Raw genomic sequence first — 22,276 nt, 5'->3', positions numbered from 1 at the left:
GAGTTGCCATGTCAGCCGAACTGATTGTCGATGCCCGCAACGCGGTGGGTGAAAGCCCGGTCTGGGTCCCCGAGGAAAACGCCCTGTACTGGGTCGATATTCCCGCCGGGGGCCTGCAACGCTGGAGCGCACAAACCGGGCATGTGCACGCCTGGAAAACCCCGCAGATGCTCGCCTGCATCGCCCGTCACCCCGACGGCGGCTGGGTCGCGGGCATGGAGAGCGGGTTCTTCCATCTGCAGGCGCATGAAGACGGCAGCCTCGACAGCGCCCCCCTGGCCCACGTCGATCACGCTCGCCCCGGCATGCGCCTCAACGATGGTCGCTGCGACCGTCAGGGCCGTTTCTGGGCCGGCAGCATGGTGCTGGACATGAACGCCAATGCCGCGGTGGGCACGCTCTATCGCTACGACGCCGGGCAACAGGGGCCGCTGCAGGCACAGATGAACGGCCTGATCGTGCCCAACGGCCTGGCCTTCAGCCCGGACGGCAAGACGATGTACCTGTCCGACTCCCATCCATTGGTGCAGCAGGTCTGGGCCTTCGATTACGACATCGACAGCGGCACCCCTTCCAACCGCCGCGTGTTCATCGACATGAATCAGCACGACGGTCGCCCTGATGGCGCGGCGGTCGATGCCGAGGGTTGTTACTGGATCTGCGGCAACGATGCCGGGCTGGTTCACCGCTTCACCCCCGACGGTCGACTGGACCGTTCCCTCGCCGTACCGGTGAAAAAACCGAGCATGTGCGCCTTCGGTGGCAGTCGCCTGGACACCTTGTTCGTGACCTCGATTCGCCCGGGAGACGACCAGGATGAACAGTCGCTGGCCGGTGGCGTGTTCGCCCTGGACCCCGGCGTCAAGGGTTTGCCGGAGCCGCTCTTCAAGCAATGAATGCAACTGTTGGCGCTACACCGCTGTGCCTTGAATAACAAAAACAACAAATCTGGAGACACCCCCAATGGACTTCAAACGCACCTTGCTCGCCGCAGCACTCCCCCTGGCCTTCACCCTCAGCAGCGCCGCCCATGCGCTGGAAATCAAATTTGCCGACATCCACCCCGCGGGCTACCCGACGGTGGTTGCCGAAGAACAGCTGGGCAAGACCCTGGTCGCCGACAGCGATGGCAAGCTGACCTTCAAGATGTTCGCCGGCGGTGTGCTCGGCTCGGAAAAAGAAGTGGTCGAGCAGGCCCAGGTCGGCGCCATCCAGATGGCCCGGGTCAGCCTGGGCATCGTCGGCCCGGTGGTGCCGGACGTGAACGTGTTCAACATGCCGTTCGTGTTCCGTGACCAGGCGCACATGCGCAAGGTCATCGATGGCGAAGTCGGCGACGAGATCCTCGACAAGATCACCCAGTCCGAATTCAACCTCGTCGCCCTGGCCTGGATGGATGGCGGCACGCGCAACATCTACACCAAGAAACCGGTGCGCAGCCTGGAAGATCTCAAGGGCATGAAGATCCGCGTGCAAGGCAATCCGATGTTCATCGAAACCATCAACGCCATGGGCGGCAACGGCATCGCCATGGACACCGGCGAAATCTTCAGCGCCCTGCAGACCGGTGTGATCGACGGCGCGGAGAACAACCCGCCGACCCTGCTCGAACATAATCACTACCAGAACGCCAAGTTCTACAGCCTGACCGGGCACCTGATCCTGCCCGAGCCGATCGTGATGTCGAAGATCACCTGGAACAAACTCACCCCCGAGCAGCAGGCTCTGGTGAAGAAGACCGCCAAAGCCGCGCAGGCGCAGGAGCGCACCCTGTGGGATGCCAAATCGGCCAGCAGCGAAGAAAAACTCAAGGCTGCCGGCGTCGAGTTCATCACCGTCGACAAAAAACCTTTCTATGAAGCGACCGCCTCGATCCGCGAGAAATACGGCGCGCCCTACGCGGACCTGATCAAGCGCATCGAAGCCGTCCAGTAACCCTCCCTGCATTCAAGAAAGGCCCGGCACGTACTGACCTGGGTGACGGTCTGTGCGTGCCCGGTTACGGTGGAACCCGATGAAGAATCTACTGCTGCGTTTCAATGACAAGCTCTACATGACCTGTATCTGGGTCGCGGGGCTGTCCGTCCTGGCCATCGCGCTGATCATTCCCTGGGGCGTGTTTGCCCGCTATGTGCTCGGCACCGGCTCGAGCTGGCCCGAGCCCACGGCGATCCTGCTGATGATGGTCTTCACCTTCATCGGCGCCGCCGCCAGTTACCGTTCCGGTTCGCACATGGCGGTGGCCATGCTCACTGACCGCATGTCGCCGCAACTGCGCCAGGCCATGAGCGTGTTTTCCCAATTGCTGATGGCAACCATCTGCCTGTTCATGACCGTCTGGGGCAGCAAGCTGTGCCTGTCGACCTGGAACCAGTTCATGAGCGCCCTGCCGACCCTGCGCGTGGGCATCACCTACATGCCGATTCCCGTGGGCGGTCTGCTGACGCTGATCTTTGTCCTGGAAAAACTCTTGTTCGGTGACCAGAGCAACCGTCGGGTCGTACGTTTCGACCACGTTGAAGAAAACGAAGGGGCTGCCTGAATGGACGCTTTTATTCTGCTGGGCAGTTTTATCGCGTTGATCCTGATCGGTATGCCGGTCGCCTACGCGCTGGGGCTTTCCGCGCTGATCGGCGCGTTCTGGATCGATATTCCGTTCCAGGCGCTGATGATCCAGGTCGCCGGTGGCGTCAACAAGTTTTCCCTGCTGGCGATTCCATTCTTCGTCCTCGCCGGTGCGATCATGGCCGAGGGCGGGATGTCCCGGCGCCTGGTGGCGTTTGCCGGGGTGCTGGTCGGGTTCGTGCGCGGTGGCTTGTCGCTGGTCAACATCATGGCGTCGACCTTCTTCGGCGCGATCTCCGGCTCCTCGGTGGCCGACACCGCCTCGGTCGGTTCGGTGCTGATTCCGGAAATGGAACGTCGCGGCTATCCCCGTGAGTTCGCCACCGCCGTGACCGTCAGCGGTTCGGTGCAAGCGCTGCTGACCCCGCCGAGCCACAACTCGGTGCTTTACTCGCTGGCAGCAGGCGGTACGGTGTCGATTGCCTCGCTGTTCATGGCCGGCGTGGTCCCGGGCCTGTTGATGAGCGCGTGCCTGATGGTGTTGTGCCTGATCTTCGCGAAAAAGCGTGACTACCCCAAGGGCGAAGTCATTCCGATGCGCGAAGCGCTGAAGATTTGCGGGGAAGCGTTGTGGGGCCTGATGGCGATGGTCATCATTCTTGGCGGGATACTGAGCGGGATCTTCACGGCGACCGAGTCGGCGGCGATTGCAGTGCTGTGGGCGTTCTTCGTGACCATGTTCATCTACCGCGACTACAAGTGGAGCGAGCTGCCGAAACTGATGCACCGCACGGTGCGCACGATTTCGATCGTGATGATCCTGATCGGCTTCGCCGCCAGCTTCGGCTACATCATGACCCTGATGCAGATCCCGGCAAAGATCACCACGATGTTCCTGACCCTGTCGGACAACCGTTACGTGATCCTGATGTGCATCAACGTCATGCTGCTGTTGCTGGGCACCGTGATGGACATGGCGCCGCTGATCCTGATCCTCACGCCGATCCTGATGCCGGTAATTCTCGGCATCGGCGTGGACCCGGTGCAGTTCGGCATGATCATGCTGGTGAACCTGGGGATCGGCTTGATTACACCGCCGGTGGGCGCGGTACTCTTCGTGGGGTCGGCCGTGGGTAAGGTCAGCATCGAGTCAACCGTCAAGGCGCTGCTGCCGTTTTACGGCGTGCTGTTCCTGGTGTTGATGGCCGTGACCTACATTCCTGCGCTGTCGTTGTGGTTGCCGCATTTGGTGTTGTAACCCGTTTGATCTCGCAACGCTTTAACTGTAGGAGCCAGGCTTGCCGGCGAAGGCGTTCTCAAATACGTCTTCGCCGGCAAGCCGGGCTCCTACAAGGGCAATCCACGTATTCCCTCTTGATCGCTGGTGAACATGAAACCAACATTGCTCGAACTCGAAGACCCATTCACCCACCTCACCCTCGCCCCCGAACTCGGCGGCAGCATCGTCAACTGGTCCGTACGCAACACGGGCCAGCCGTTGCTGCGCCACGCCGATGAGCACGCCTTGAACACCGGCCTTCCCGGCAAGCTGGGCTGCTTCCCTTTAGTGCCGTGGTCCAACCGCATTGCCCAAGGGGGGTTCGACTGCCCGGATGGCTGGCAACCGCTGAAACCCAACAGCCTCACCGATCCCCTGCCGATTCACGGCAGCGCCTGGCAGCAGCCGTGGCAGGTGGTTTCCACAACCGCAGATGAAGTCGTGCTGCAACTCGATAGCAGCGAGCCCTTTGCCTATTGCGCCCGCCAACGTTTCCGTCTGAGCGAAGGCAAGCTGAGCATCGAATTGAGCGTCACCCATTTGGCCGAACGCGCGGCCTGGCATGGTCTGGGGTTGCACCCGTACCTGCCGCGCAGCGCAGGCACGCGGCTGCAGGCAACGGCTGGGCAAGTGTGGTTGTGCGACAGCGCCAAGCTGCCGACCGAGTTGGGTTCATTGCCCGCCGAATGGGATTTTCGGCAGCTCAAGGCACTGCCCGATACCTTGGTCGACAACGGTTTCTGCCAATGGGATGGTCACTGCCTGATCCAGCAACCCGATCTCGGTTACGAACTGGAGTGCCAGGCCACCGGCAGCGACTACTACCTGCTCTACTGCCCGGTAGGCCTGGGTTTTTTCTGCATCGAACCGGTCAGCCACCCGGTCAACGCGCACCACCTGCCCGGCCGGCCAGGGTTGCGCTTGCTGGAGCAAGGTCAATCGGCAGAATTGACGTTCACCCTGCAATACCGCCCCACACTAACTGTAGGAGCCAGGCTTGCCGGCGAAGAACGATGACGCGGTATTGCAGGTACACCGCGGCGCCTGGTTCGCCGGCAAGTCGGATCGCCGCCCGCTTGCTCCTACAGGCGAACGACGATGACGCGGTATTGCGGGTTCAGAGACCTGCCCGCAACAGCATGTAGCCGGCAACCACCAGGCAGACGCTGGCGAATCCAACCTGCAATGCCCGCGCCGGTACTCGTACGCAAAGCTTTCGGCCGATGACCATGCCGACGATGCTGGCGACGATGAAGGCAACCCCCAAGCCGTCGATGCGCACCCCGGCATGCAAGGCGCCGATCACGCCGATGGCCGAGATCAGGCTGATGACCATCAGGGACGTGGCGATGATGCCGCGCATCTGCACGTCGGTCAGCTGCTTGAAGGCCGGCACGATCAAAAAACCGCCACCCACGCCCAGCAAACCCGAGACCACACCGGTCACCGCACCGAGGGCCGCCAGGGTCGCGGTGCATTTGGCGGTCCAGGAAAAGCGCCCGGTCTGCTGGTCGAGCATGCAGTTCTTCTGGCCCCAGTTGGCGTGACCATGATCGCTGGGCCCCTCGTCCTTGCGCTCGCGACGCAACATCCGCGCAGCCACCATGACCATCAGCAGGCTGAACAGGATCATCAGGACTTTTTCCGGCAGCCGATGAGCGAAGTAGATGCCCAGCGGGGAAAAAATCGCGCCCAGCAAGGCAATCAACAGCGCCGCGCGATAGCGCACCAGGCCATGGCGCAAGCCGTCGATGGCACCGACCGCCGCCGCGCTGCCCACCGCGAACAGCGCAACGGGCGCCGCCGTGGTCATGCTCCAGCCCAGCCCCAACACCAGCGCCGGTACCGCCAGAATGCCGCCCCCGGCCCCGGTCAGTCCGAGCACCAGCCCCATGACCACCCCAAAAAGACTCGCCAGCAACATAGAACGCTCGTAATCCATGACAAAGGCCGGGAACGCCCGGTATCGATAGTGTGACAGGATAGAGCCCGCCGAATTTTTTTCATCAACTGAATGCATCGCGGGCTGGTCAGCGCAGGGAAAATGAAACTACCCTCATGACGTGCCCATGAAGAAAAACCCACATGCCTGCCCTGATTGAAGCTTTTTTTGACGATGCCTCGTCGACCTACAGTTACGTCATCTACGAAACCGATGGCGGACAATGCGCAATCGTCGACCCGGTGCTCGACTACACCCCGGCTGCCGGACGGACCGACACCCTGAAGGCCGACCGGATCATCGCTTTCGTGCGCGAGCACCGCTTGCAGGTGCAATGGCTGCTGGAAACCCACGCCCACGCCGATCACCTGTCCGCCGCGCCTTACCTGCGCCGGGAACTGGGCGGCAAGATCGCCATCGGCCAGTCGATCTGCAAGGTGCAGGGCGTGTTCAAGCGCCTGTTCAACCTTGAACCGGAATTTTGCGTCGACGGCTCCCAGTTCGATCACCTGTTCGCCCCGCACGAGTCATTCCGTATCGGCAACCTCAAGGCCACCGCCCTGCATGTGCCTGGCCATACCCCGGCGGACATGGCTTACCTGATCGACGGCGACATCATCCTGGTCGGCGATACCCTGTTCATGCCGGACGTCGGCACCGCCCGCTGCGACTTTCCCGGCGGCGACGCGCACCAGATGTTCACCTCGATCCACAAGCTGCTGGCCTTCCCCGCCAGCGTGCGCCTCTACGTCTGCCACGACTACCCGCCGGAGGGCCGCGAACCGCAGTGCATGAGCACCGTCGGCGAGCAACGAAAGAGCAACATCCACGTGCGCGACGGCATCGACGAAGCCGCGTTCGTCGACATGCGCACCCGACGCGATGCCGGGTTGGGCATGCCGACGCTGCTGTTGCCGGCGATACAGGTCAATGTGCGTGCGGGGAATTTGCCACCGGCGGAGGACAATGGCGTGGTCTACCTGAAGATCCCGATCAACAAATTTTAAGATCTTTTGATTTTCAGGTGCCCAGGGTCAACCCATTCGCCGGCAACGGCAGCGCTGTCTTATAACGCACCTGCTTGAGCGCAAAGCTCGAACGGATATTGGCGACGCCCGGCACCTTGGTCAGAAAGTCCATCATGAAGCGCTCCAGCGACTGGATGGTCGGCACCAGCACCCGGATCAGGTAATCCGGATCCCCAGCCATCAGGTAGCACTCCATCACCTCGGGGCGATCGGAGATCGCCTCTTCGAAATGCTGCAACGCCTCTTCCACCTGCTTTTCCAGGCTGACGTGGATGAACACATTGACGTGCAGCCCCAGCAGATCGGCATCCAGCAGGGTCACCTGCTCACGGATCAAGCCCAGTTCCTCCATCGCCTTGACCCGGTTGAAGCACGGCGTCGGTGACAGGTTGACCGAGCGGGCCAGGTCGGCGTTGGTGATGCGTGCGTTCTCCTGAAGACTGTTGAGAATGCCGATATCGGTACGGTCCAGTTTGCGCATGAGACAAAAACACCTGTTTTTTATGTTTATGCAGATTTTTTATCTGGAAATGATCTTGGGCGCAACGAAACAGAGAGAAATATTCTTCTTGGCCGGGCCTATGATTGTTGTAGGACAAGATTTCTTCCACAGAACGAAATCTGTCAGCTCACTACAAGAAATTCACAAGATCGAGCGTAGAAGCCATGACCCAAGCGTATGAACCGCTTCGCCTGCACGTTCCCGAACCCTCGGGCCGCCCCGGCTGCAAGACCGACTTCTCCTACCTGCACCTGACCGATGCCGGTACGGTGCGCAAACCCCCTATCGACGTTGAACCGGCAGACACCGCCGACCTGGCCCGAGGCCTGATTCGCGTGCTCGACGACCAGGGCAACGCCCTGGGGCCGTGGGCCGAAGGCGTGCCCGCGGAGATCCTGCGCAAGGGCATGCGCGCCATGCTCAAGACGCGGATCTACGACAACCGCATGGTGGTCGCCCAGCGTCAGAAAAAAATGTCGTTCTACATGCAGAGCCTCGGCGAAGAAGCCATCGGCAGCGCCCAGGCCCTGGCCCTGAACATCGACGACATGTGCTTCCCGACCTACCGTCAGCAGAGCATCCTGATGGCCCGTGAGGTTCCACTGGTGGACCTGATCTGCCAACTGCTGTCCAACGAGCGCGATCCGCTCAAGGGACGCCAGCTGCCGATCATGTACTCGGTCAAAGAAGCCGGTTTCTTCACCATTTCCGGCAACCTCGCCACCCAATTCGTACAAGCTGTAGGCTGGGCCATGGCCTCGGCGATCAAAGGCGACACCAAAATCGCCTCGGCCTGGATCGGCGACGGCGCCACCGCCGAATCGGACTTCCACACCGCCCTGACGTTCGCCCACGTATACCGCGCGCCGGTGATCCTCAACGTGGTCAACAACCAGTGGGCCATCTCCACCTTCCAGGCGATTGCCGGTGGTGAAGCCACCACCTTCGCCGGGCGTGGCGTCGGTTGCGGCATCGCCTCCCTGCGGGTCGACGGCAACGATTTCTACGCGGTCTACGCCGCTTCCGCCTGGGCCGCCGAACGCGCGCGCCGCAACCTCGGCCCGACCATGATCGAATGGGTCACCTACCGCGCCGGCCCGCACTCGACCTCTGACGATCCATCCAAATACCGTCCTGCCGACGACTGGAGCCACTTCCCGTTGGGCGATCCGATCGCGCGTCTCAAGCAGCACCTGATCAAGGTCGGCCACTGGTCCGAAGAGGAACACAGCGCCGTCAGCGCCGAGCTGGAAGCAGAAGTGATCGCCGCACAGAAAGAAGCCGAACAGTACGGCACCCTCGCCGGTGGCCAGATTCCAAGCGCCGCGACCATGTTCGAAGACGTCTACAAAGAGATGCCGGAGCATTTGAAGCGCCAGCGTCAGGAGTTGGGGATCTGACATGAACGATCACAACAACAATATCGAGCTGGAAACCGCCATGACCACGACCACCATGACCATGATCCAGGCCCTGCGCTCGGCCATGGATGTGATGCTTGAGCGCGACCAGGACGTCGTGGTGTTTGGCCAGGACGTCGGTTATTTCGGTGGCGTGTTCCGTTGCACCGAAGGCCTGCAGACCAAGTACGGCACCTCCCGCGTGTTCGACGCGCCGATCTCGGAAAGCGGCATCGTCGGCACCGCCGTGGGCATGGGCGCCTACGGCCTGCGCCCGGTGGTGGAAATCCAGTTCGCCGACTACGTGTACCCGGCCTACGACCAGATCATTTCCGAAGCCGCCCGCCTGCGTTATCGCTCGGCCGGCGAATTCACCGCGCCGTTGACCCTGCGCATGCCTTGCGGCGGCGGCATCTACGGTGGCCAGACCCACAGCCAGAGCATTGAGGCGCTGTTCACCCAGGTATGCGGCCTGCGCACCGTCATGCCGTCCAACCCCTACGACGCCAAGGGCCTGCTGATTGCCTCCATCGAAAACGATGACCCGGTGATCTTCCTCGAGCCCAAGCGCCTGTACAACGGCCCGTTCGACGGCCACCACGAGCGCCCGGTGACCCCGTGGTCGAAACACCCGGCCGCACAGGTGCCCGACGGCTACTACACCGTGCCGCTGGACGTTGCCGCCATTGCCCGTCCCGGCAAGGACGTCACCGTGCTGACCTACGGCACCACCGTGTACGTGTCGCAAGTTGCCGCTGAAGAAAGCGGCGTGGACGCCGAAGTCATCGACCTGCGCAGCCTGTGGCCACTGGACCTGGAAACCATCACCAAGTCGGTGAAGAAAACCGGGCGCTGCGTGATCGTTCACGAAGCGACTCGCACCTGTGGTTTCGGCGCCGAACTGGCCGCGCTGGTGCAAGAACACTGCTTCCACCACCTGGAAGCGCCGATCGAACGCGTCACCGGTTGGGACACCCCATACCCGCACGCGCAGGAGTGGGCGTATTTCCCAGGGCCGTCCCGTGTGGGCGCGGCGTTGAAACGGGTCATGGAGGTCTGAATGGGCACGCACGTTATCAAGATGCCGGACATTGGCGAAGGCATCGCAGAAGTTGAATTGTCTCAGTGGCACGTGAAAGTCGGCGACATGGTCGTCGAGGATCAGGTGCTGGCCGATGTCATGACCGACAAGGCAATGGTGGATATCCCGTCCCCCGTGCATGGCAAGGTGATCGCTCTTGGCGGCCAGCCGGGCGAAGTCATGGCGGTTGGCAGCATCCTGATCAGCATTGAAGTCGAAGGCGCGGGGAACGTTAAGGCGTCGGCTGCGCCAGCACCGGCGGCCGTCAAGGAAGCGCCGGTAGCCGCTGCGCCGAAAGTCGAAGCGGTGGTGGAAAACAAACCGGTGGCGGCACCGCGTCCGGCAGCCGTTTGCCAGGGCCCGATGGTCGCTCGCCAAGCCAATGAGCGTCCACTGGCCTCCCCTGCCGTACGCAAACATGCGCTGGACCTGGGCATTCAATTACGTCTGGTACGTGGCTCCGGCCCGGCCGGTCGTGTGCTGCACGAAGACCTGGATGCCTATCTGGCTCAAGGTCAGTCCAATGCTTCGTCGGTCAGCAGCGGTTACATCCAGCGCAACGATGAAGAGCAGATCCCGGTGATCGGCATGCGCCGCAAGATCGCCCAGCGCATGCAGGACGCCACCCAACGTGCCGCGCACTTCAGCTATGTCGAGGAAATCGACGTGACTGCCGTGGAAGAACTGCGCGCGCACCTCAACGAAAAACACGGTGCCACCCGCGGCAAGCTGACCTTGCTGCCGTTCCTGGTCCGCGCCCTGGTCGTGGCCCTGCGCGACTTCCCGCAGATCAACGCCCGTTACGACGACGAAGCCCAGGTCATCACCCGCCTCGGCGCGGTGCACGTGGGCATCGCCACCCAGGCCGATATTGGCTTGATGGTGCCGGTGGTACGTCACGCCGAAGCTCGCAGCCTGTGGGACAACGCGGCGGAGATCTCCCGCTTGGCCACTGCCGCCCGAAACGGCAAGGCCAGCCGCGACGAACTGTCCGGCTCGTCCATCACCCTGACCAGCCTCGGCGCGTTGGGCGGCATCGTCAGCACCCCGGTGCTGAACTTGCCGGAAGTGGCGATCGTCGGCGTGAACAAGATCGTCGAACGGCCGATGGTGATCAAAGGCCAGATCGTGATCCGCAAGATGATGAACCTCTCCAGTTCCTTCGATCACCGGGTGGTCGATGGCATGGACGCGGCGCTCTTCATCCAGGCCGTGCGCGGCCTGCTCGAACAACCCGCTACCCTGTTTGTGGAGTAAGTCATGCAAACTTTGCACACCACGCTGCTGATCATCGGCGGCGGCCCTGGCGGTTATGTGACGGCGATCCGTGCCGGCCAGTTGGGCATTTCGACCATTCTGGTGGAAGGCGAATCGTTGGGCGGCACCTGCCTGAACATCGGCTGCATCCCGTCCAAGGCGCTGATTCACGTCGCCGAGCAGTTCCATCAGACCCGGCATCACAGCCAGCAGTCGGCGTTGGGCATCACCGTGTCGGCCCCCACGCTGGACATCGGCAAAAGCGTCGAGTGGAAGGACGGCATTGTCGATCGCCTGACCACCGGCGTCGCGGCGCTACTTAAAAAGAACAAGGTCCAGGTCATTCAAGGCTGGGCGAAAGTGGTTGACGGTAAAACCGTCGACGTCGGCGACACGCGCATTATTTGCGAACACCTGGTGCTGGCCACTGGGTCCAAAAGCGTGAACCTGCCGATACTGCCGATTGGCGGGCCGATCATTTCCTCCACCGAAGCCCTGGCGCCGACGTCCGTGCCCAAGCGCCTGATCGTGGTCGGTGGCGGCTACATCGGCCTGGAACTGGGGATTGCCTATCGCAAACTCGGTACCGACGTCAGCGTGGTGGAGGCTCAGGAACGCATCCTGCCGGCCTACGACGCGGAACTGACCCAGCCGGTGCATGAAGAACTGAAGAAACTTGGCGTGAGACTTTACTTGAATCACAGCGTTCAAGGCTTTGATTCAAATACAAATACACTTCAAGTCAGGACGCCCGATGATCGTACGTTGAATCTGGAAACAGATCAGGTGCTGGTCGCTGTGGGCCGTAAACCGAACACTCAGGGCTGGAACCTCGAAGCGCTGAACCTTGCGATGAACGGCGCCTCGATCAACATCGACGACCGCTGCCAGACCAGCATGCGCAACGTCTATGCCATCGGCGACCTCAGTGGCGAACCGATGCTCGCCCACCGGGCCATGGCCCAGGGAGAGATGGTGGCCGAGCTGATCAGCGGCAAGAGCCGCGAGTTCAACCCCACCGCCATCGCTGCCGTGTGCTTTACCGACCCGGAACTGGTGGTGGTCGGCAAGACCCCGGACGAAGCCAAGGCGGCAGGCTGGGACTGCATCGTGTCGAGCTTCCCGTTCGCGGCCAATGGCCGGGCGATGACGCTGGAATCGAAAAGCGGCTTCGTGCGCGTGGTCGCTCGTCGGGATAATCATGTGATTGTCGGCTGGCAGGCAGTGGGTGTCGGGGTGTCCGAATTGTCCACGGCGTTCGCGCAAAGCCTGGAGATGGGCGCGCGGCTGGAAGACATCGGCGGCACCATCCATGCGCATCCAACCTTGGGTGAGGCGGTTCAGGAAGCGGCGTTGCGTGCCTTGGGTCACGCGCTGCACCTGTGATTCAGAACAATTGATGGCGGCAGGGATGGCCCCATCGCCAGCAGGCTGGCTCCCACATTTGGAATGCATTCTCCTGTGGGAGCCAGCCTGCTGGCGATTTCTTGAGGCCAACTCGATTTATCTGCCTGTCATCCGATAGTCCGGGCTGCGAAATGGGTCCGGAATGAAGTATTGTTGTCCCCATCCAGAAAACGTCAGAAACATTGAACCGTTTCGGCGGTTGTTAAGTGATAGAGGGTGTCATGGGTAACGAAAGCATCAATTGGGACAAGCTGGGTTTTGACTACATCAAGACCGACAAGCGCTATCTGTCGAACTGGCGTAATGGCGAGTGGGACGCAGGCACCCTGACCGAAGACAATGTGCTGCACATCAGCGAAGGCTCCACGGCCCTTCACTATGGCCAGCAATGCTTCGAGGGCCTGAAGGCCTACCGTTGCAAGGACGGTTCGATCAACCTGTTCCGCCCGGACCAGAACGCCGCACGCATGCAACGCAGCTGCGCGCGCCTGCTGATGCCACAGGTGTCCACCGAGCAGTTCATCGAGGCGTGCAAGGAAGTGGTTCGCGCCAACGAACGTTTCATCCCGCCTTACGGCACCGGCGGCGCGCTGTACCTGCGTCCGTTCGTGATCGGCGTGGGTGACAACATCGGCGTGCGTACCGCACCCGAGTTCATCTTCTCGATTTTCTGCATTCCGGTCGGCGCCTACTTCAAGGGCGGCCTGACCCCGCACAACTTCCTGATCTCCAGCTACGACCGTGCCGCCCCACAAGGCACCGGCGCGGCCAAGGTCGGTGGCAACTACGCCGCCAGCCTGATGCCGGGCTCCCAGGCCAAGAAGGCGCACTTCGCCGACGCCATCTACCTGGATCCGATGACCCACACCAAGATCGAGGAAGTCGGTTCGGCCAACTTCTTCGGGATCACCCACGACAACAAGTTCGTCACCCCGAACTCGCCGTCGGTGTTGCCGGGCATCACCCGCCTGTCGCTGATCGAGCTGGCCAAATCGCGCCTGGGCCTGGAAGTGATCGAAGGTGACGTGTTCATCGACAAGCTGTCGGACTTCAAGGAAGCCGGTGCTTGCGGTACCGCCGCCGTGATCACCCCAATCGGTGGCATCAGCTACAACGACCACCTGCACGTGTTCCACAGCGAAACCGAAGTCGGCCCGATCACCCAGAAGCTCTACAAAGAGCTGACCGGCGTGCAAACCGGCGACGTCGAAGCGCCAGCAGGCTGGATCGTCAAGGTCTGACCTGACGCTCCCCTGCAATGAAAATCGCCGCCCTCGTGTTCGAGGGCGGCGATTTTTTTTGCCCCATCAATCGTCCCGCGTCAGCACTTCCAGCAACTCGATCTCGAACATCAGGTTCGAATTCGGCGGGATCTTGCCCATCGTGCGCTCGCCATAGGCCAGGTGCGCCGGGACCAGCAATTTGCGCTTGCCACCGACCCGCATGCCCATCAGGCCCTGGTCCCAGCCCTTGATCACCCGCCCGGTGCCGATCACGCACTGGAACGGTTTGCCGCGACTGTAGGAAGAGTCGAATTCGCTACCGTCCTCCAGCCAGCCGCGGTATTGGGTGGTGATCAGCGCGCCCTTGACGGCGGCTTTGCCGTCACCCGGTTCAAGATCAATGATTTGCAGTTCGTCGTTCATGTTCTTAACTCACATCTACGGTGCCCGGGACTTGCGGGCGCGGATGCAGGTTTTCGCAGAAACCGCTGCCAATGGCAACCCGCGGAACCGAACGCCCCTGCGTCGTTCACATAAGTATCGACTTCGCGTTCAGAAAGGGATCCTCTGATGACCGGCCTGCGCAGTTTCATTCCACCCTACATTCTGCACCGCATCGTCGCGCACGGATCTGAACGCCAGCGCTCCAGCGCCATGACCACGCTGGCCCACGTGCGCACCCTGTGGCACCCACCCGGCCCACCGGTGCGCCCTGCGGCTGCCGCGATCCTGCCGGTGCCCGGCAAACCCGGCCAGGTGCAGCGCAGCGTGCACGATGCCCAGGGCAAGATGCTCCTGCCCGGCATGCCGGTGCGCCTTGAAGGACAGGCTGCGAGCGGCGATCCGGCGGTCGATGAAGCCTACGACGCGCTGGGGGCCAGCTACGATTTCTTCTGGAAGGTGCTGGGTCGCGATTCCATCGACGATAAGGGTTTCTCCCTGATCGGCAGCGTGCATTATGGCCAGGACTACGAAAACGCCTTCTGGAACGGCTCGCAGATGGTCTTCGGTGACGGCGACGGGGAAATCTTCGAGCGCTTCACCCGCTCGCTGGACGTGGTCGCCCACGAACTGACCCACGGCGTGGTCGAGAGCGAAGCGGGCCTGGTGTATGCCGACCAGTCCGGGGCGCTGAATGAATCGCTGTCGGATGTGTTTGGCGTCCTGACCAAGCAATATCTGCTGGGGCACACCGCCGACCAGGCGGACTGGCTGATCGGCGCGGATTTGCTGACGCCGCGCATCAAGGGCATCGGCTTGCGTTCGATGGCCCACCCGGGCACCGCCTATGACGACCCGCTGCTGGGCAAGGACCCGCAACCGGATCACATGCGCAAATTCGTGATCACCCAGGAGGACAATGGCGGCGTGCACATCAATTCAGGCATTCCCAATCGAGCGTTTTTCCTGGCAGCCAAGGCCCTGGGCGGATTCGCCTGGGAACACGCCGGGCGCATCTGGTACGACGCACTGTGTGACAAGCGCCTGGGCCACGAGACCTCCTTCAGTACCTTTGCCAAACTGACCGTTGAGCATGCACGCCGGCGCTTCACCGCCCATGAAGCCCAGGCGGTGCAGCGTGGCTGGTCGCAAGTGGGCGTCGATGCGACGCGGGAGGCACCATGAAAACCCTGCCAAACCTGGACGACCGGGCGGTTGTGCGCCTTTCTCGCCAGGGCGGCTTCGCCGCAATCCAGGCCCTGACGCGCCCCCGGGAGATTGCATTTGCCCAATGCGATATCGAGCAGCGCTCGCGCATCTGTGTACTGCTCGAAGGTTGCCTGCCGCTGGCCAGCCCGACCACAGGTAGCGGCGATCAGCGCTTTTACCAGATCGAGTTGCGCTACCGCGAAGGCGAGCAGGACGACCAGATGGTCTTGAAAGTGCCGGAAAACCAGGCCCCCGCTGAGCTTGTGCGACTCTGGGACGTGGGCCAATTGTTGTAGTGGCGCGGCATTGCCCGTTCGATAGCAGTGTCGCGCGATAGCCTTGAACCCAAACCTGCCTTTATCCTTGTCGACCCGCTTTACCGAGTTGATGGAGTTTTTCTCATGCCCCATGAAGGCAGTCTGTTACAAGCCGCAGTCGTATTTCTGCTCGCGGCCGTGCTCACCGTTCCCCTGGCCAAGCGCCTGCAATTGGGCGCGGTGCTGGGTTATCTGTTTGCCGGGGTGATCATCGGCCCCTCGGGCCTGGGCCTGATCGGCAATACGGAAAGTGTCGCGCACATCTCGGAACTCGGCGTGGTGTTGCTGCTGTTCATCATCGGCCTGGAATTGTCGCCACGACGGTTGTGGGTGATGCGCAAGGCGGTGTTCGGCGTCGGCCTGGCGCAAGTACTGCTGACCGGTGCGCTGCTGGGCGTGCTCGCGCTGTATGTCTTCGGCCAACCCCTGAACACCTCGATCGTGCTAGGCCTGGGACTGGCCCTGTCGTCCACCGCGTTCGGCCTGCAGAGCCTGGCCGAACGCAAGGAACTGACCAGCCCCCACGGTCGTTTGGCGTTCGCGATCCTACTGTTCCAGGACATCGCCGCGATTCCGCTGATCGCCATGGTGCCGCTGCTGGCTGGCAGCAGTGAAAACCTCAGCGCCGCCGACGACGTCAACCAGGGCCTGCGCGTGCTGATCAGCATCGCCATCGTGGTGGTCGGCGGGCGCTATCTGCTGCGCCCGGTGTTCCGCGTGGTCGCCAAGACCGGCTTGCCGGAAGTGTCCACCGCGACCGCGCTGCTGGTGGTGATGGGCACCGCCTGGCTGATGGACCTGGCCGGTATTTCCATGGCCCTCGGTGCATTCCTTGCCGGCCTGCTGCTGGCGGACTCCGAATACCGGCACGAACTGGAAGCACAGATCGAACCCTTCAAGGGCCTGCTGCTGGGGCTGTTTTTCATGAGTGTCGGCATGGGCGCCAACCTGGGCCTGCTGCTGCGCGAGCCCATCGTGGTGCTGGGGCTGACCGTGCTGCTGATCGCCGTCAAGTTGCCGCTGCTGTTTGTCGTCGGCCGACTGGCCGGTGGCTTGAACAAGATCAGCGCCATTCGCCTGGGCATCGTGCTGGCGGCCGGCGGTGAGTTTGCCTTCGTGGTGTTCAAGATCGGCCGTGATCATGGCCTGTTCGATCCGCGCCTGTACGACTTGCTGGTGCTGGCGATCACCCTGTCGATGGCGTTGACGCCGCTGTTGATGCTGTTGTGCGCCCGCCTGGTCAGCCCGAAGGTGCAGCCGGTGGAGGTGCCGGAGCAATTTCGCGCCATCGACGCCGATGAACCCCGCGTGGTGATCGCCGGCATGGGCCGCATGGGGCAGATCGTCGCGCGTATCCTGCGGGCACAGAACATCAAGTTCGTGGCCCTCGATACCTCGGTGGAAACCATCGAACTGTCGCGCAGCTTCGGCGGCGTACCTGTGTACTACGGCGACCCGATGCGTCCGGAAATCCTCAGCGCGGCCAAGGTCGCAGACGCGGAATTCTTCATCATCGCCACCGACGACCCGGACACCAACATCAAGACCGCAGAATTGGTGCACAAGCTCTATCCGCACATCAAGATCATTGCCCGCGCACGCAACCGCCAGCATGTGCATCGCCTGGTGGACCTGGGTGCCCACGCGGTGCGCGAAACCTTTTATTCCAGCCTGGAAATGAGCCGGCAGACCTTGATCGGCCTGGGACTGACCCACGAGCAGGCCGATGCACGGATCAAGCGTTTCAAGCATCACGACGAACAGGTGCTCGAAGCGCAGCACGCGATTTACGACGACGCGGTGAAGGTCAAGCAGACGGCGCAGGAAGCGCGGGCGGAACTGGCACGGTTGTTCGAGTCGGACCAGCTGGAAGAACAAGCGAAAAACAGTTGAGATGAATTTGCCGGCCTCTTGGCCGGCAACCCGCCCCCTATCACACACGGACTCCACCATGGCTGGCGAAACCGCTCTCAAGGAAATTTTCAACGCCGAACGCCTGCAGCACATCGCCGCCGAGATGACGGCGGTGTATCCCGGCTTCGATGCCAAGGGCTTCCTGGAACGGGCCAACCATGGCCTGGCCGACTTGTCGGTGATGCAGCGCCTGGCCCGCGTCAGCGAAAGCCTGCACGCGGTGCTGCCGCCGGGTTATGAAGCGTCGCTTACGGTATTGCGCGCCCTCGCCCCTCGTCTCAACAGCGGCTTTGTCAGCATGTGCCTGCCGCACTACGTGGCGACCTATGGCGCGGACCGGTTCGAACTGTCGATGGAGGCACTCAAGTACTTCACCGCGTTCGGCTCTTCGGAATTCGCCATCCGCCATTTCCTGCGTGGCGATCTGCAACGCTCGCTGCAACTGATGCATGACTGGTCGCTGGACGCCAACGAGCATGTCCGACGCCTCGCCAGCGAAGGTTGCCGGCCGCGCCTGCCGTGGTCGTTTCGCCTGGAGCAGGTCCAGGCCGACCCGCGACTGGCCGCCGGCATCCTCGACAACCTCAAGGCCGACACCAGCCTGTACGTGCGCAAGTCGGTGGCCAACCACCTCAACGACATCACCAAGGACCATCCCGACTGGGTGCTGGACCTGATCGAGGGCTGGTCGCTGGACAACAAACACACCGCGTGGATCGCCAGGCATGCCCTGCGCAGCCTGATCAAACAGGGCAACCTGCGTGCCCTGGCGATCATTGGCGCGGGTGGCAAGCCTGAGGTGCAGATCATCGATGTGCAGGTCAACCCGCCGGTGATCGGGCTCGGGGAAAAAATCACCCTGTCCTTTGCGGTCAAATCCACGGTACAGGACAGCCAGCGCCTGGTGATCGATTACGCCATCGACTACGTCAAGGCCAATGGCAGCACCTCGGCCAAGGTCTTCAAGCTCAAGGCCCTGACGCTGCCGGGCAACGCCACGGAGTCCATCGCCCGTGGCCAGCACATCAAGGAACTGACCACCCGCCGGCATTACGCGGGCAGGCATGCGGTGCATGTGCTGGTGAATGGGGAGCGGCTGGCCAGTACGGCGTTTGAAATCCTCGCCTGAAACACACCTCCGAAAACATGGGTGACATATGCCTCTACCAGCGTTGATCCAAGCCGCGTCAAAGCCTGTGGGAGATGGTTGTCTGAGTACATATCCATTGCTGCGGTAACGGCCACTTATGGTTTCGCTCTTACAGCGACTCCCTTTTTCAAACGCCAAAAAGGAAGCAAAAGGCATGCCCCACCACTCGGTGCCTCGCTAGGGCTCGGCATGCCCTCACTCCGGCATTGCTCCGTGGGTCGCCGCGATGGGCCATCCTTGGCCCAGCGCGGCTAAACCGGCGTCCTGCCGGTTTACCCACTGCGCAATGCCTGCGTTCGGCCATCGTGGTTAACGGGGCACCCAGATCCAAAGCAAAAGCGAGGCGGCCTTAAAGCCGACCTGATCTTTGCGGGTGCACCCGATCCCCTGTAGGAGCCAGGCTTGCCGGCGAACCAGGCGCTGCGGTGTGTCTGTTGTACCGCGTTATCGTTCTTCGCCGGCAAGCCTGGCTCCTACAAGGGGAACGCGTACGGCTCCCGATCAGGTCGGCTGTCAGGCCGCCTCGCTTTTGCGTTTGATCTTGATCTGGCTTTTGATTTTCTTGCCCCATCGAGAGGCCGAGTGGAGGTTCTGCGCAGTGGGTAAACCGGCAAGGATGCCGGTTTAGCCGCGCTGGGCCATGGATGGCCCATCGCGGCGACCCACGGAGCAGGACCGGAGCGAGGGTATCCCGAGCCTCAGCGAGGGGCCGAACGCCAGGGGCAAGAGCCCTTGGTTACTTGGGGCTCTTCCAAGTGACTCGCCGTAAGGGCGAAACCATAAGTGGCCGTTACCGCAGGAATGGATATGTACACCTGAAAGACAATCATCGGCAGCGATGACGCCTTCGCCGGCAAGCCGGGCTCCTACAGGTCCTCCACGCCCAGCAACAAATCCTGCTCACGCTCACACAACTCCACCACGTAATCCCACATCACCCGCAGCCGCACCGATTTGTGCAGCTCGCGGCGGGTGCTGATCCAGTAGCTGCGCTGGATGCTCTCCTGAGGGAATAACGGCACCAGCCCAGGATCGGCGCTGGCCATGTAACACGGCAGCACGGCAATGCCCAGGCCTGCGCGCGCAGCCTGTTGCTGGGCGATGACGCTGGTGCTGTGAAACACCACCCGCGGGTTGCGGCAAAAGCTGTTGAGGAACATCAGTTCCTGGCTGAACAGCAGGTCGTCGACGTAGCCGATCCAGGCATGTCGCCCCAGATCGTCACGATTGCGCAGCGCCGGCGCACGGTCGAGGTAGTCCTGGCTGGCGTAGAGCGCCAGGCGATAGTCCGTCAGTTTGCGCGTGACCAGCATGTCGGCGGCCGGGCGTTCCAGGTGGATGCTGATTTCCGCCTCGCGGTTGAGAATGCTGACGAAGCGCGGCACCGCCACCAGCTCCACTTCCAGCCCCGGGTAACGCTCGAACAGACCGTTCATGCGGCTGGCGAGGAACATGATGCCCAACCCTTCCGTCACCCCCACCCGAATCTTGCCCAGCGGCGCCGTGGATTGGGTGATTTCTTCCTGTGCCAGCAGCGCAACGTTCTCCATCGCCTCGGCGTGCTTGAGCAAGGCTTCGCCGGCCGGGGTCAGCTCGTATCCCTGGGCATGCTGCACGAACAGTGCCGTGCCCAGGCTCTTTTCAATGGCCTCGATGTGCCGCGCCACGGTGGCATGGGTGGTGTTCAAACGGCGCGCGGCGGTGAGCAAACGCCCGCTACGCTGTAGCTCGAGAAAGAACCGCAGGTCATTCCAGTCGAACATCGTCCATCCTTAGGTCAGCGTTGTTTAAAAACGAACAGCAGCTGGGTAAAAACTAACATTCTTTTAACGAAAGCTAACAACTAGGATGAAGCCCAACAAGAACAACAAGCGAGGTCAGGGATGCACGCTTCCCTTGATGAATACGACTACATCGTGGTCGGTGCCGGTCCGGCCGGTTGTTTGCTGGCCAATCGCCTGTCGGCCAACCCACAGCACCGCGTGCTGCTGCTCGAAGCCGGCGGCCGCGACAACTATGCGTGGATTCACATCCCCGTGGGTTACCTGTTCTGCATCGGCAACCCCCGCACCGACTGGTGCTTCAAGACCGAAGCGCAAGCCGGCCTGCAGGGGCGCACCCTGAGTTACCCGCGCGGCAAGGTGCTGGGCGGTTGCTCCTCGATCAACGGCATGATCTACATGCGCGGCCAGGCCGGCGACTACGATGGCTGGGCGGCCGACGGCAACCCGGGCTGGCGCTGGCAGGACGTGCTGCCGCTGTTCAAGAAAAGCGAAAACCACTTTGCCGGTGACTCCGAGTTTCATGGTGCCACCGGCCAATGGCGAGTCGAACGCCAGCGCCTGTCGTGGCCGATTCTCGATGCCTTCCGCAGCGCCGCCGAGCAGAGCGGCATTGCCAGCATCGATGACTTCAACCAGGGCGACAACGAAGGCTGTGGCTACTTCCAGGTCAACCAGAAGGCTGGCATCCGCTGGAATGCGGCCAAGGCGTTTCTCAAGCCCGTACGCAATCGTCACAATCTGACGGTGCTGACCGGTGTCGAGGTCGACCGCGTGCTATTGGAAAACGCCCGGGCCTCAGCGGTCAGCGCCCGTTGGCAGGGTCAGGCCAAAACCTTCAAGGCACGCAAGGAAATCATCCTGTGCGCCGGCTCCGTTGGCTCACCGAGCATTCTGCAGCGTTCGGGGATCGGCCCTCGCCCTCTGCTCAAACGCCTGGGCATCGGCGTTGTCCATGAACTGGCCGGCGTCGGCGGCAACCTGCAGGATCACCTGCAACTGCGCCTGATCTACAAGCTGGAAAACGCCCGCACCCTCAATCAGATCGCCGGCAGCCTGTGGGGCAAGATGGGCATGGGCCTGCGTTATCTGTATGACCGCAGCGGTCCGTTGTCGATGGCGCCGAGTCAGCTCGGGGCCTTTGCGCGTTCAGGGCCGGAGCAAACCTCGGCCAACCTTGAGTACCACGTTCAGCCGCTGTCGCTGGAGCGCTTTGGTGAGCCGTTGCACGCCTTCCCGGCGTTCACCGCATCGGTTTGCGATCTGCGTCCGCAAAGCCGCGGCAAGGTGGAGATCCGCTCGGTCGACCCACAGCAAGCGCCGCTGATCCAACCCAATTACCTGAGCCACCCGGAAGATTTGCGGGTGGCCGCCGATGCCATTCGCCTGACCCGGCGCATCGTGGCCGCGCCGGCCCTGAAGGCGTTCAAACCGGTCGAGTACCTGCCGGGCGACAGCCTGCAAAGCGAAGAACAGCTGCACGAAGCCGCCGCACGGATCGGCACCACCATCTTTCATCCGGTCGGTACCTGCCGCATGGGTAACGACGCAGACGCGGTGGTCGATGCCGAACTGCGCGTGCATGGCATCCCCGGCCTGCGCATCGCCGACGCCTCGATCATGCCGCGCATCACCTCGGGCAACACCTGTTCGCCTACGCTGATGATCGCCGAGAAGGCCGCACAACTCATTCTTGATCCCGACACAAGGAGCCTCACCCAGCCAAAGGAACTGGTCACACATCCGTGAACCTGCACGGACATTGTAGGAGCGAGCCTGC

The 22,276-nt window shown here is 62.2% G+C and carries 20 protein-coding genes; 16 read left to right on the top strand and 4 right to left on the bottom strand.

What is annotated here, in order from left to right:
• Positions 1 to 8: 8 nt before the first annotated feature.
• The 5 genes from OH720_RS14610 (at position 9) to OH720_RS14590 (ending at position 4,861) form a co-directional block, all read left to right on the top strand.
• Positions 9 to 896: an SMP-30/gluconolactonase/LRE family protein gene (locus OH720_RS14610; RefSeq protein ID WP_272606200.1), complete on the top strand. Its 888-nt coding sequence runs from the start codon at positions 9 to 11 to the stop codon at positions 894 to 896.
• Positions 897 to 963: 67 nt separating this feature from the next.
• Entirely contained in the window at positions 964 to 1,935 is a 972-nt protein-coding gene (locus tag OH720_RS14605; protein ID WP_272606199.1) for a TRAP transporter substrate-binding protein, read from the top strand.
• A gap of 79 nt (positions 1,936 to 2,014) precedes the next feature.
• Positions 2,015 to 2,542: a TRAP transporter small permease gene (locus tag OH720_RS14600; RefSeq protein WP_272606198.1), complete on the top strand. Its 528-nt coding sequence runs from the start codon at positions 2,015 to 2,017 to the stop codon at positions 2,540 to 2,542.
• Entirely contained in the window at positions 2,543 to 3,823 is a 1,281-nt protein-coding gene (locus tag OH720_RS14595) for a TRAP transporter large permease (RefSeq protein ID WP_180201964.1), read from the top strand.
• Between the two features lie 132 nt (positions 3,824 to 3,955).
• Positions 3,956 to 4,861 carry an aldose 1-epimerase gene (locus tag OH720_RS14590; RefSeq protein WP_272606197.1) on the top strand — a complete coding sequence of 302 codons (906 nt, stop codon included), beginning with the start codon at positions 3,956 to 3,958 and terminating at the stop codon, positions 4,859 to 4,861.
• A gap of 100 nt (positions 4,862 to 4,961) precedes the next feature.
• Here the strand turns inward: OH720_RS14590 and OH720_RS14585 are convergent, their stop codons facing one another.
• Positions 4,962 to 5,768 carry a sulfite exporter TauE/SafE family protein gene (locus tag OH720_RS14585; protein ID WP_272606196.1) on the bottom strand — a complete coding sequence of 269 codons (807 nt, stop codon included), beginning with the start codon at positions 5,766 to 5,768 and terminating at the stop codon, positions 4,962 to 4,964.
• A gap of 161 nt (positions 5,769 to 5,929) precedes the next feature.
• Here OH720_RS14585 and OH720_RS14580 point away from each other — a divergent pair, with 161 nt between their 5' ends.
• Positions 5,930 to 6,793, top strand: coding sequence for an MBL fold metallo-hydrolase (locus OH720_RS14580; protein WP_272606195.1), 864 nt, complete (start codon positions 5,930 to 5,932; stop codon positions 6,791 to 6,793).
• A 13-nt stretch (positions 6,794 to 6,806) separates the two neighbouring features.
• Here the strand turns inward: OH720_RS14580 and bkdR are convergent, their stop codons facing one another.
• Complete coding sequence (gene bkdR / locus OH720_RS14575) at positions 6,807 to 7,295, bottom strand: Bkd operon transcriptional regulator BkdR (RefSeq protein ID WP_008059350.1); 489 nt, start codon at positions 7,293 to 7,295, stop codon at positions 6,807 to 6,809.
• 185 nt (positions 7,296 to 7,480) lie between these two features.
• On the opposite strand from bkdR, the gene OH720_RS14570 reads away from it, so the two are divergent.
• From OH720_RS14570 to OH720_RS14550, 5 genes are all read left to right on the top strand, one after another.
• On the top strand, positions 7,481 to 8,716 hold the full coding sequence (locus OH720_RS14570) for a 3-methyl-2-oxobutanoate dehydrogenase (2-methylpropanoyl-transferring) subunit alpha (protein WP_272606194.1): 1,236 nt from the start codon (positions 7,481 to 7,483) through the stop codon (positions 8,714 to 8,716).
• 1 nt (position 8,717) lies between these two features.
• Positions 8,718 to 9,776, top strand: a complete 1,059-nt coding sequence (locus OH720_RS14565) for an alpha-ketoacid dehydrogenase subunit beta (RefSeq protein ID WP_008059354.1) — start codon at positions 8,718 to 8,720, stop codon at positions 9,774 to 9,776.
• Positions 9,777 to 11,054, top strand: coding sequence for a dihydrolipoamide acetyltransferase family protein (locus tag OH720_RS14560; RefSeq protein WP_272606193.1), 1,278 nt, complete (start codon positions 9,777 to 9,779; stop codon positions 11,052 to 11,054).
• Positions 11,055 to 11,057: 3 nt separating this feature from the next.
• Positions 11,058 to 12,440 (top strand): dihydrolipoyl dehydrogenase, encoded by a 1,383-nt coding sequence (gene lpdA / locus OH720_RS14555; protein WP_272606192.1) that lies wholly within the window; start codon positions 11,058 to 11,060, stop codon positions 12,438 to 12,440.
• Between the two features lie 242 nt (positions 12,441 to 12,682).
• Entirely contained in the window at positions 12,683 to 13,702 is a 1,020-nt protein-coding gene (locus OH720_RS14550) for a branched-chain amino acid aminotransferase (protein WP_008059358.1), read from the top strand.
• Positions 13,703 to 13,768: 66 nt separating this feature from the next.
• Here OH720_RS14550 and OH720_RS14545 read toward each other — a convergent pair whose 3' ends face one another.
• Positions 13,769 to 14,107, bottom strand: coding sequence for an FKBP-type peptidyl-prolyl cis-trans isomerase (locus OH720_RS14545; protein WP_272606191.1), 339 nt, complete (start codon positions 14,105 to 14,107; stop codon positions 13,769 to 13,771).
• 147 nt (positions 14,108 to 14,254) lie between these two features.
• Between OH720_RS14545 and OH720_RS14540 the strand changes: the two genes are divergently transcribed.
• The 4 genes from OH720_RS14540 to OH720_RS14525 all read left to right on the top strand — a co-directional run bounded on the left by OH720_RS14540 (position 14,255) and on the right by OH720_RS14525 (position 18,694).
• Positions 14,255 to 15,310 carry a M4 family metallopeptidase gene (locus tag OH720_RS14540; protein ID WP_272606190.1) on the top strand — a complete coding sequence of 352 codons (1,056 nt, stop codon included), beginning with the start codon at positions 14,255 to 14,257 and terminating at the stop codon, positions 15,308 to 15,310.
• Entirely contained in the window at positions 15,307 to 15,630 is a 324-nt protein-coding gene (locus OH720_RS14535) for a protealysin inhibitor emfourin (protein WP_272606189.1), read from the top strand. Before OH720_RS14540 ends, OH720_RS14535 begins: the two co-directional genes overlap by 4 nt.
• A gap of 105 nt (positions 15,631 to 15,735) precedes the next feature.
• Positions 15,736 to 17,544 (top strand): monovalent cation:proton antiporter-2 (CPA2) family protein, encoded by a 1,809-nt coding sequence (locus OH720_RS14530; RefSeq protein WP_008059362.1) that lies wholly within the window; start codon positions 15,736 to 15,738, stop codon positions 17,542 to 17,544.
• A gap of 58 nt (positions 17,545 to 17,602) precedes the next feature.
• Positions 17,603 to 18,694 (top strand): DNA alkylation repair protein, encoded by a 1,092-nt coding sequence (locus tag OH720_RS14525; RefSeq protein WP_272606188.1) that lies wholly within the window; start codon positions 17,603 to 17,605, stop codon positions 18,692 to 18,694.
• 887 nt (positions 18,695 to 19,581) lie between these two features.
• Here the strand turns inward: OH720_RS14525 and OH720_RS14520 are convergent.
• Positions 19,582 to 20,478, bottom strand: coding sequence for a LysR family transcriptional regulator (locus OH720_RS14520; protein ID WP_272606187.1), 897 nt, complete (start codon positions 20,476 to 20,478; stop codon positions 19,582 to 19,584).
• Positions 20,479 to 20,598: 120 nt separating this feature from the next.
• Between OH720_RS14520 and OH720_RS14515 the strand changes: the two genes are divergently transcribed.
• Entirely contained in the window at positions 20,599 to 22,245 is a 1,647-nt protein-coding gene (locus OH720_RS14515) for a GMC family oxidoreductase (protein ID WP_272606186.1), read from the top strand.
• Positions 22,246 to 22,276 lie beyond the last annotated feature (31 nt).

The organism is Pseudomonas sp. WJP1, assembly GCF_028471945.1.
Lineage (GTDB): Bacteria > Pseudomonadota > Gammaproteobacteria > Pseudomonadales > Pseudomonadaceae > Aquipseudomonas.
Note: the sequence above shows the minus strand (reverse complement) of the source record. Positions and strands in the feature narration are given on the sequence as shown.

What these genes read in the sequence shown, in the direction of transcription:
- OH720_RS14610 (WP_272606200.1), top strand. Translation starts at nt 9, where the DNA reads ATGTCAGCCGAACTGATTGTCGATGCCCGCAACGCGGTGGGTGAAAGC.
- OH720_RS14605 (WP_272606199.1), top strand. Translation starts at nt 964, where the DNA reads ATGGACTTCAAACGCACCTTGCTCGCCGCAGCACTCCCCCTGGCCTTC.
- OH720_RS14600 (WP_272606198.1), top strand. Translation starts at nt 2,015, where the DNA reads ATGAAGAATCTACTGCTGCGTTTCAATGACAAGCTCTACATGACCTGT.
- OH720_RS14595 (WP_180201964.1), top strand. Translation starts at nt 2,543, where the DNA reads ATGGACGCTTTTATTCTGCTGGGCAGTTTTATCGCGTTGATCCTGATC.
- OH720_RS14590 (WP_272606197.1), top strand. Translation starts at nt 3,956, where the DNA reads ATGAAACCAACATTGCTCGAACTCGAAGACCCATTCACCCACCTCACC.
- OH720_RS14585 (WP_272606196.1), bottom strand. Translation starts at nt 5,768, where the DNA reads ATGTTGCTGGCGAGTCTTTTTGGGGTGGTCATGGGGCTGGTGCTCGGA.
- OH720_RS14580 (WP_272606195.1), top strand. Translation starts at nt 5,930, where the DNA reads ATGCCTGCCCTGATTGAAGCTTTTTTTGACGATGCCTCGTCGACCTAC.
- bkdR (WP_008059350.1), bottom strand. Translation starts at nt 7,295, where the DNA reads ATGCGCAAACTGGACCGTACCGATATCGGCATTCTCAACAGTCTTCAG.
- OH720_RS14570 (WP_272606194.1), top strand. Translation starts at nt 7,481, where the DNA reads ATGACCCAAGCGTATGAACCGCTTCGCCTGCACGTTCCCGAACCCTCG.
- OH720_RS14565 (WP_008059354.1), top strand. Translation starts at nt 8,718, where the DNA reads ATGAACGATCACAACAACAATATCGAGCTGGAAACCGCCATGACCACG.
- OH720_RS14560 (WP_272606193.1), top strand. Translation starts at nt 9,777, where the DNA reads ATGGGCACGCACGTTATCAAGATGCCGGACATTGGCGAAGGCATCGCA.
- lpdA (WP_272606192.1), top strand. Translation starts at nt 11,058, where the DNA reads ATGCAAACTTTGCACACCACGCTGCTGATCATCGGCGGCGGCCCTGGC.
- OH720_RS14550 (WP_008059358.1), top strand. Translation starts at nt 12,683, where the DNA reads ATGGGTAACGAAAGCATCAATTGGGACAAGCTGGGTTTTGACTACATC.
- OH720_RS14545 (WP_272606191.1), bottom strand. Translation starts at nt 14,107, where the DNA reads ATGAACGACGAACTGCAAATCATTGATCTTGAACCGGGTGACGGCAAA.
- OH720_RS14540 (WP_272606190.1), top strand. Translation starts at nt 14,255, where the DNA reads ATGACCGGCCTGCGCAGTTTCATTCCACCCTACATTCTGCACCGCATC.
- OH720_RS14535 (WP_272606189.1), top strand. Translation starts at nt 15,307, where the DNA reads ATGAAAACCCTGCCAAACCTGGACGACCGGGCGGTTGTGCGCCTTTCT.
- OH720_RS14530 (WP_008059362.1), top strand. Translation starts at nt 15,736, where the DNA reads ATGCCCCATGAAGGCAGTCTGTTACAAGCCGCAGTCGTATTTCTGCTC.
- OH720_RS14525 (WP_272606188.1), top strand. Translation starts at nt 17,603, where the DNA reads ATGGCTGGCGAAACCGCTCTCAAGGAAATTTTCAACGCCGAACGCCTG.
- OH720_RS14520 (WP_272606187.1), bottom strand. Translation starts at nt 20,478, where the DNA reads ATGTTCGACTGGAATGACCTGCGGTTCTTTCTCGAGCTACAGCGTAGC.
- OH720_RS14515 (WP_272606186.1), top strand. Translation starts at nt 20,599, where the DNA reads ATGCACGCTTCCCTTGATGAATACGACTACATCGTGGTCGGTGCCGGT.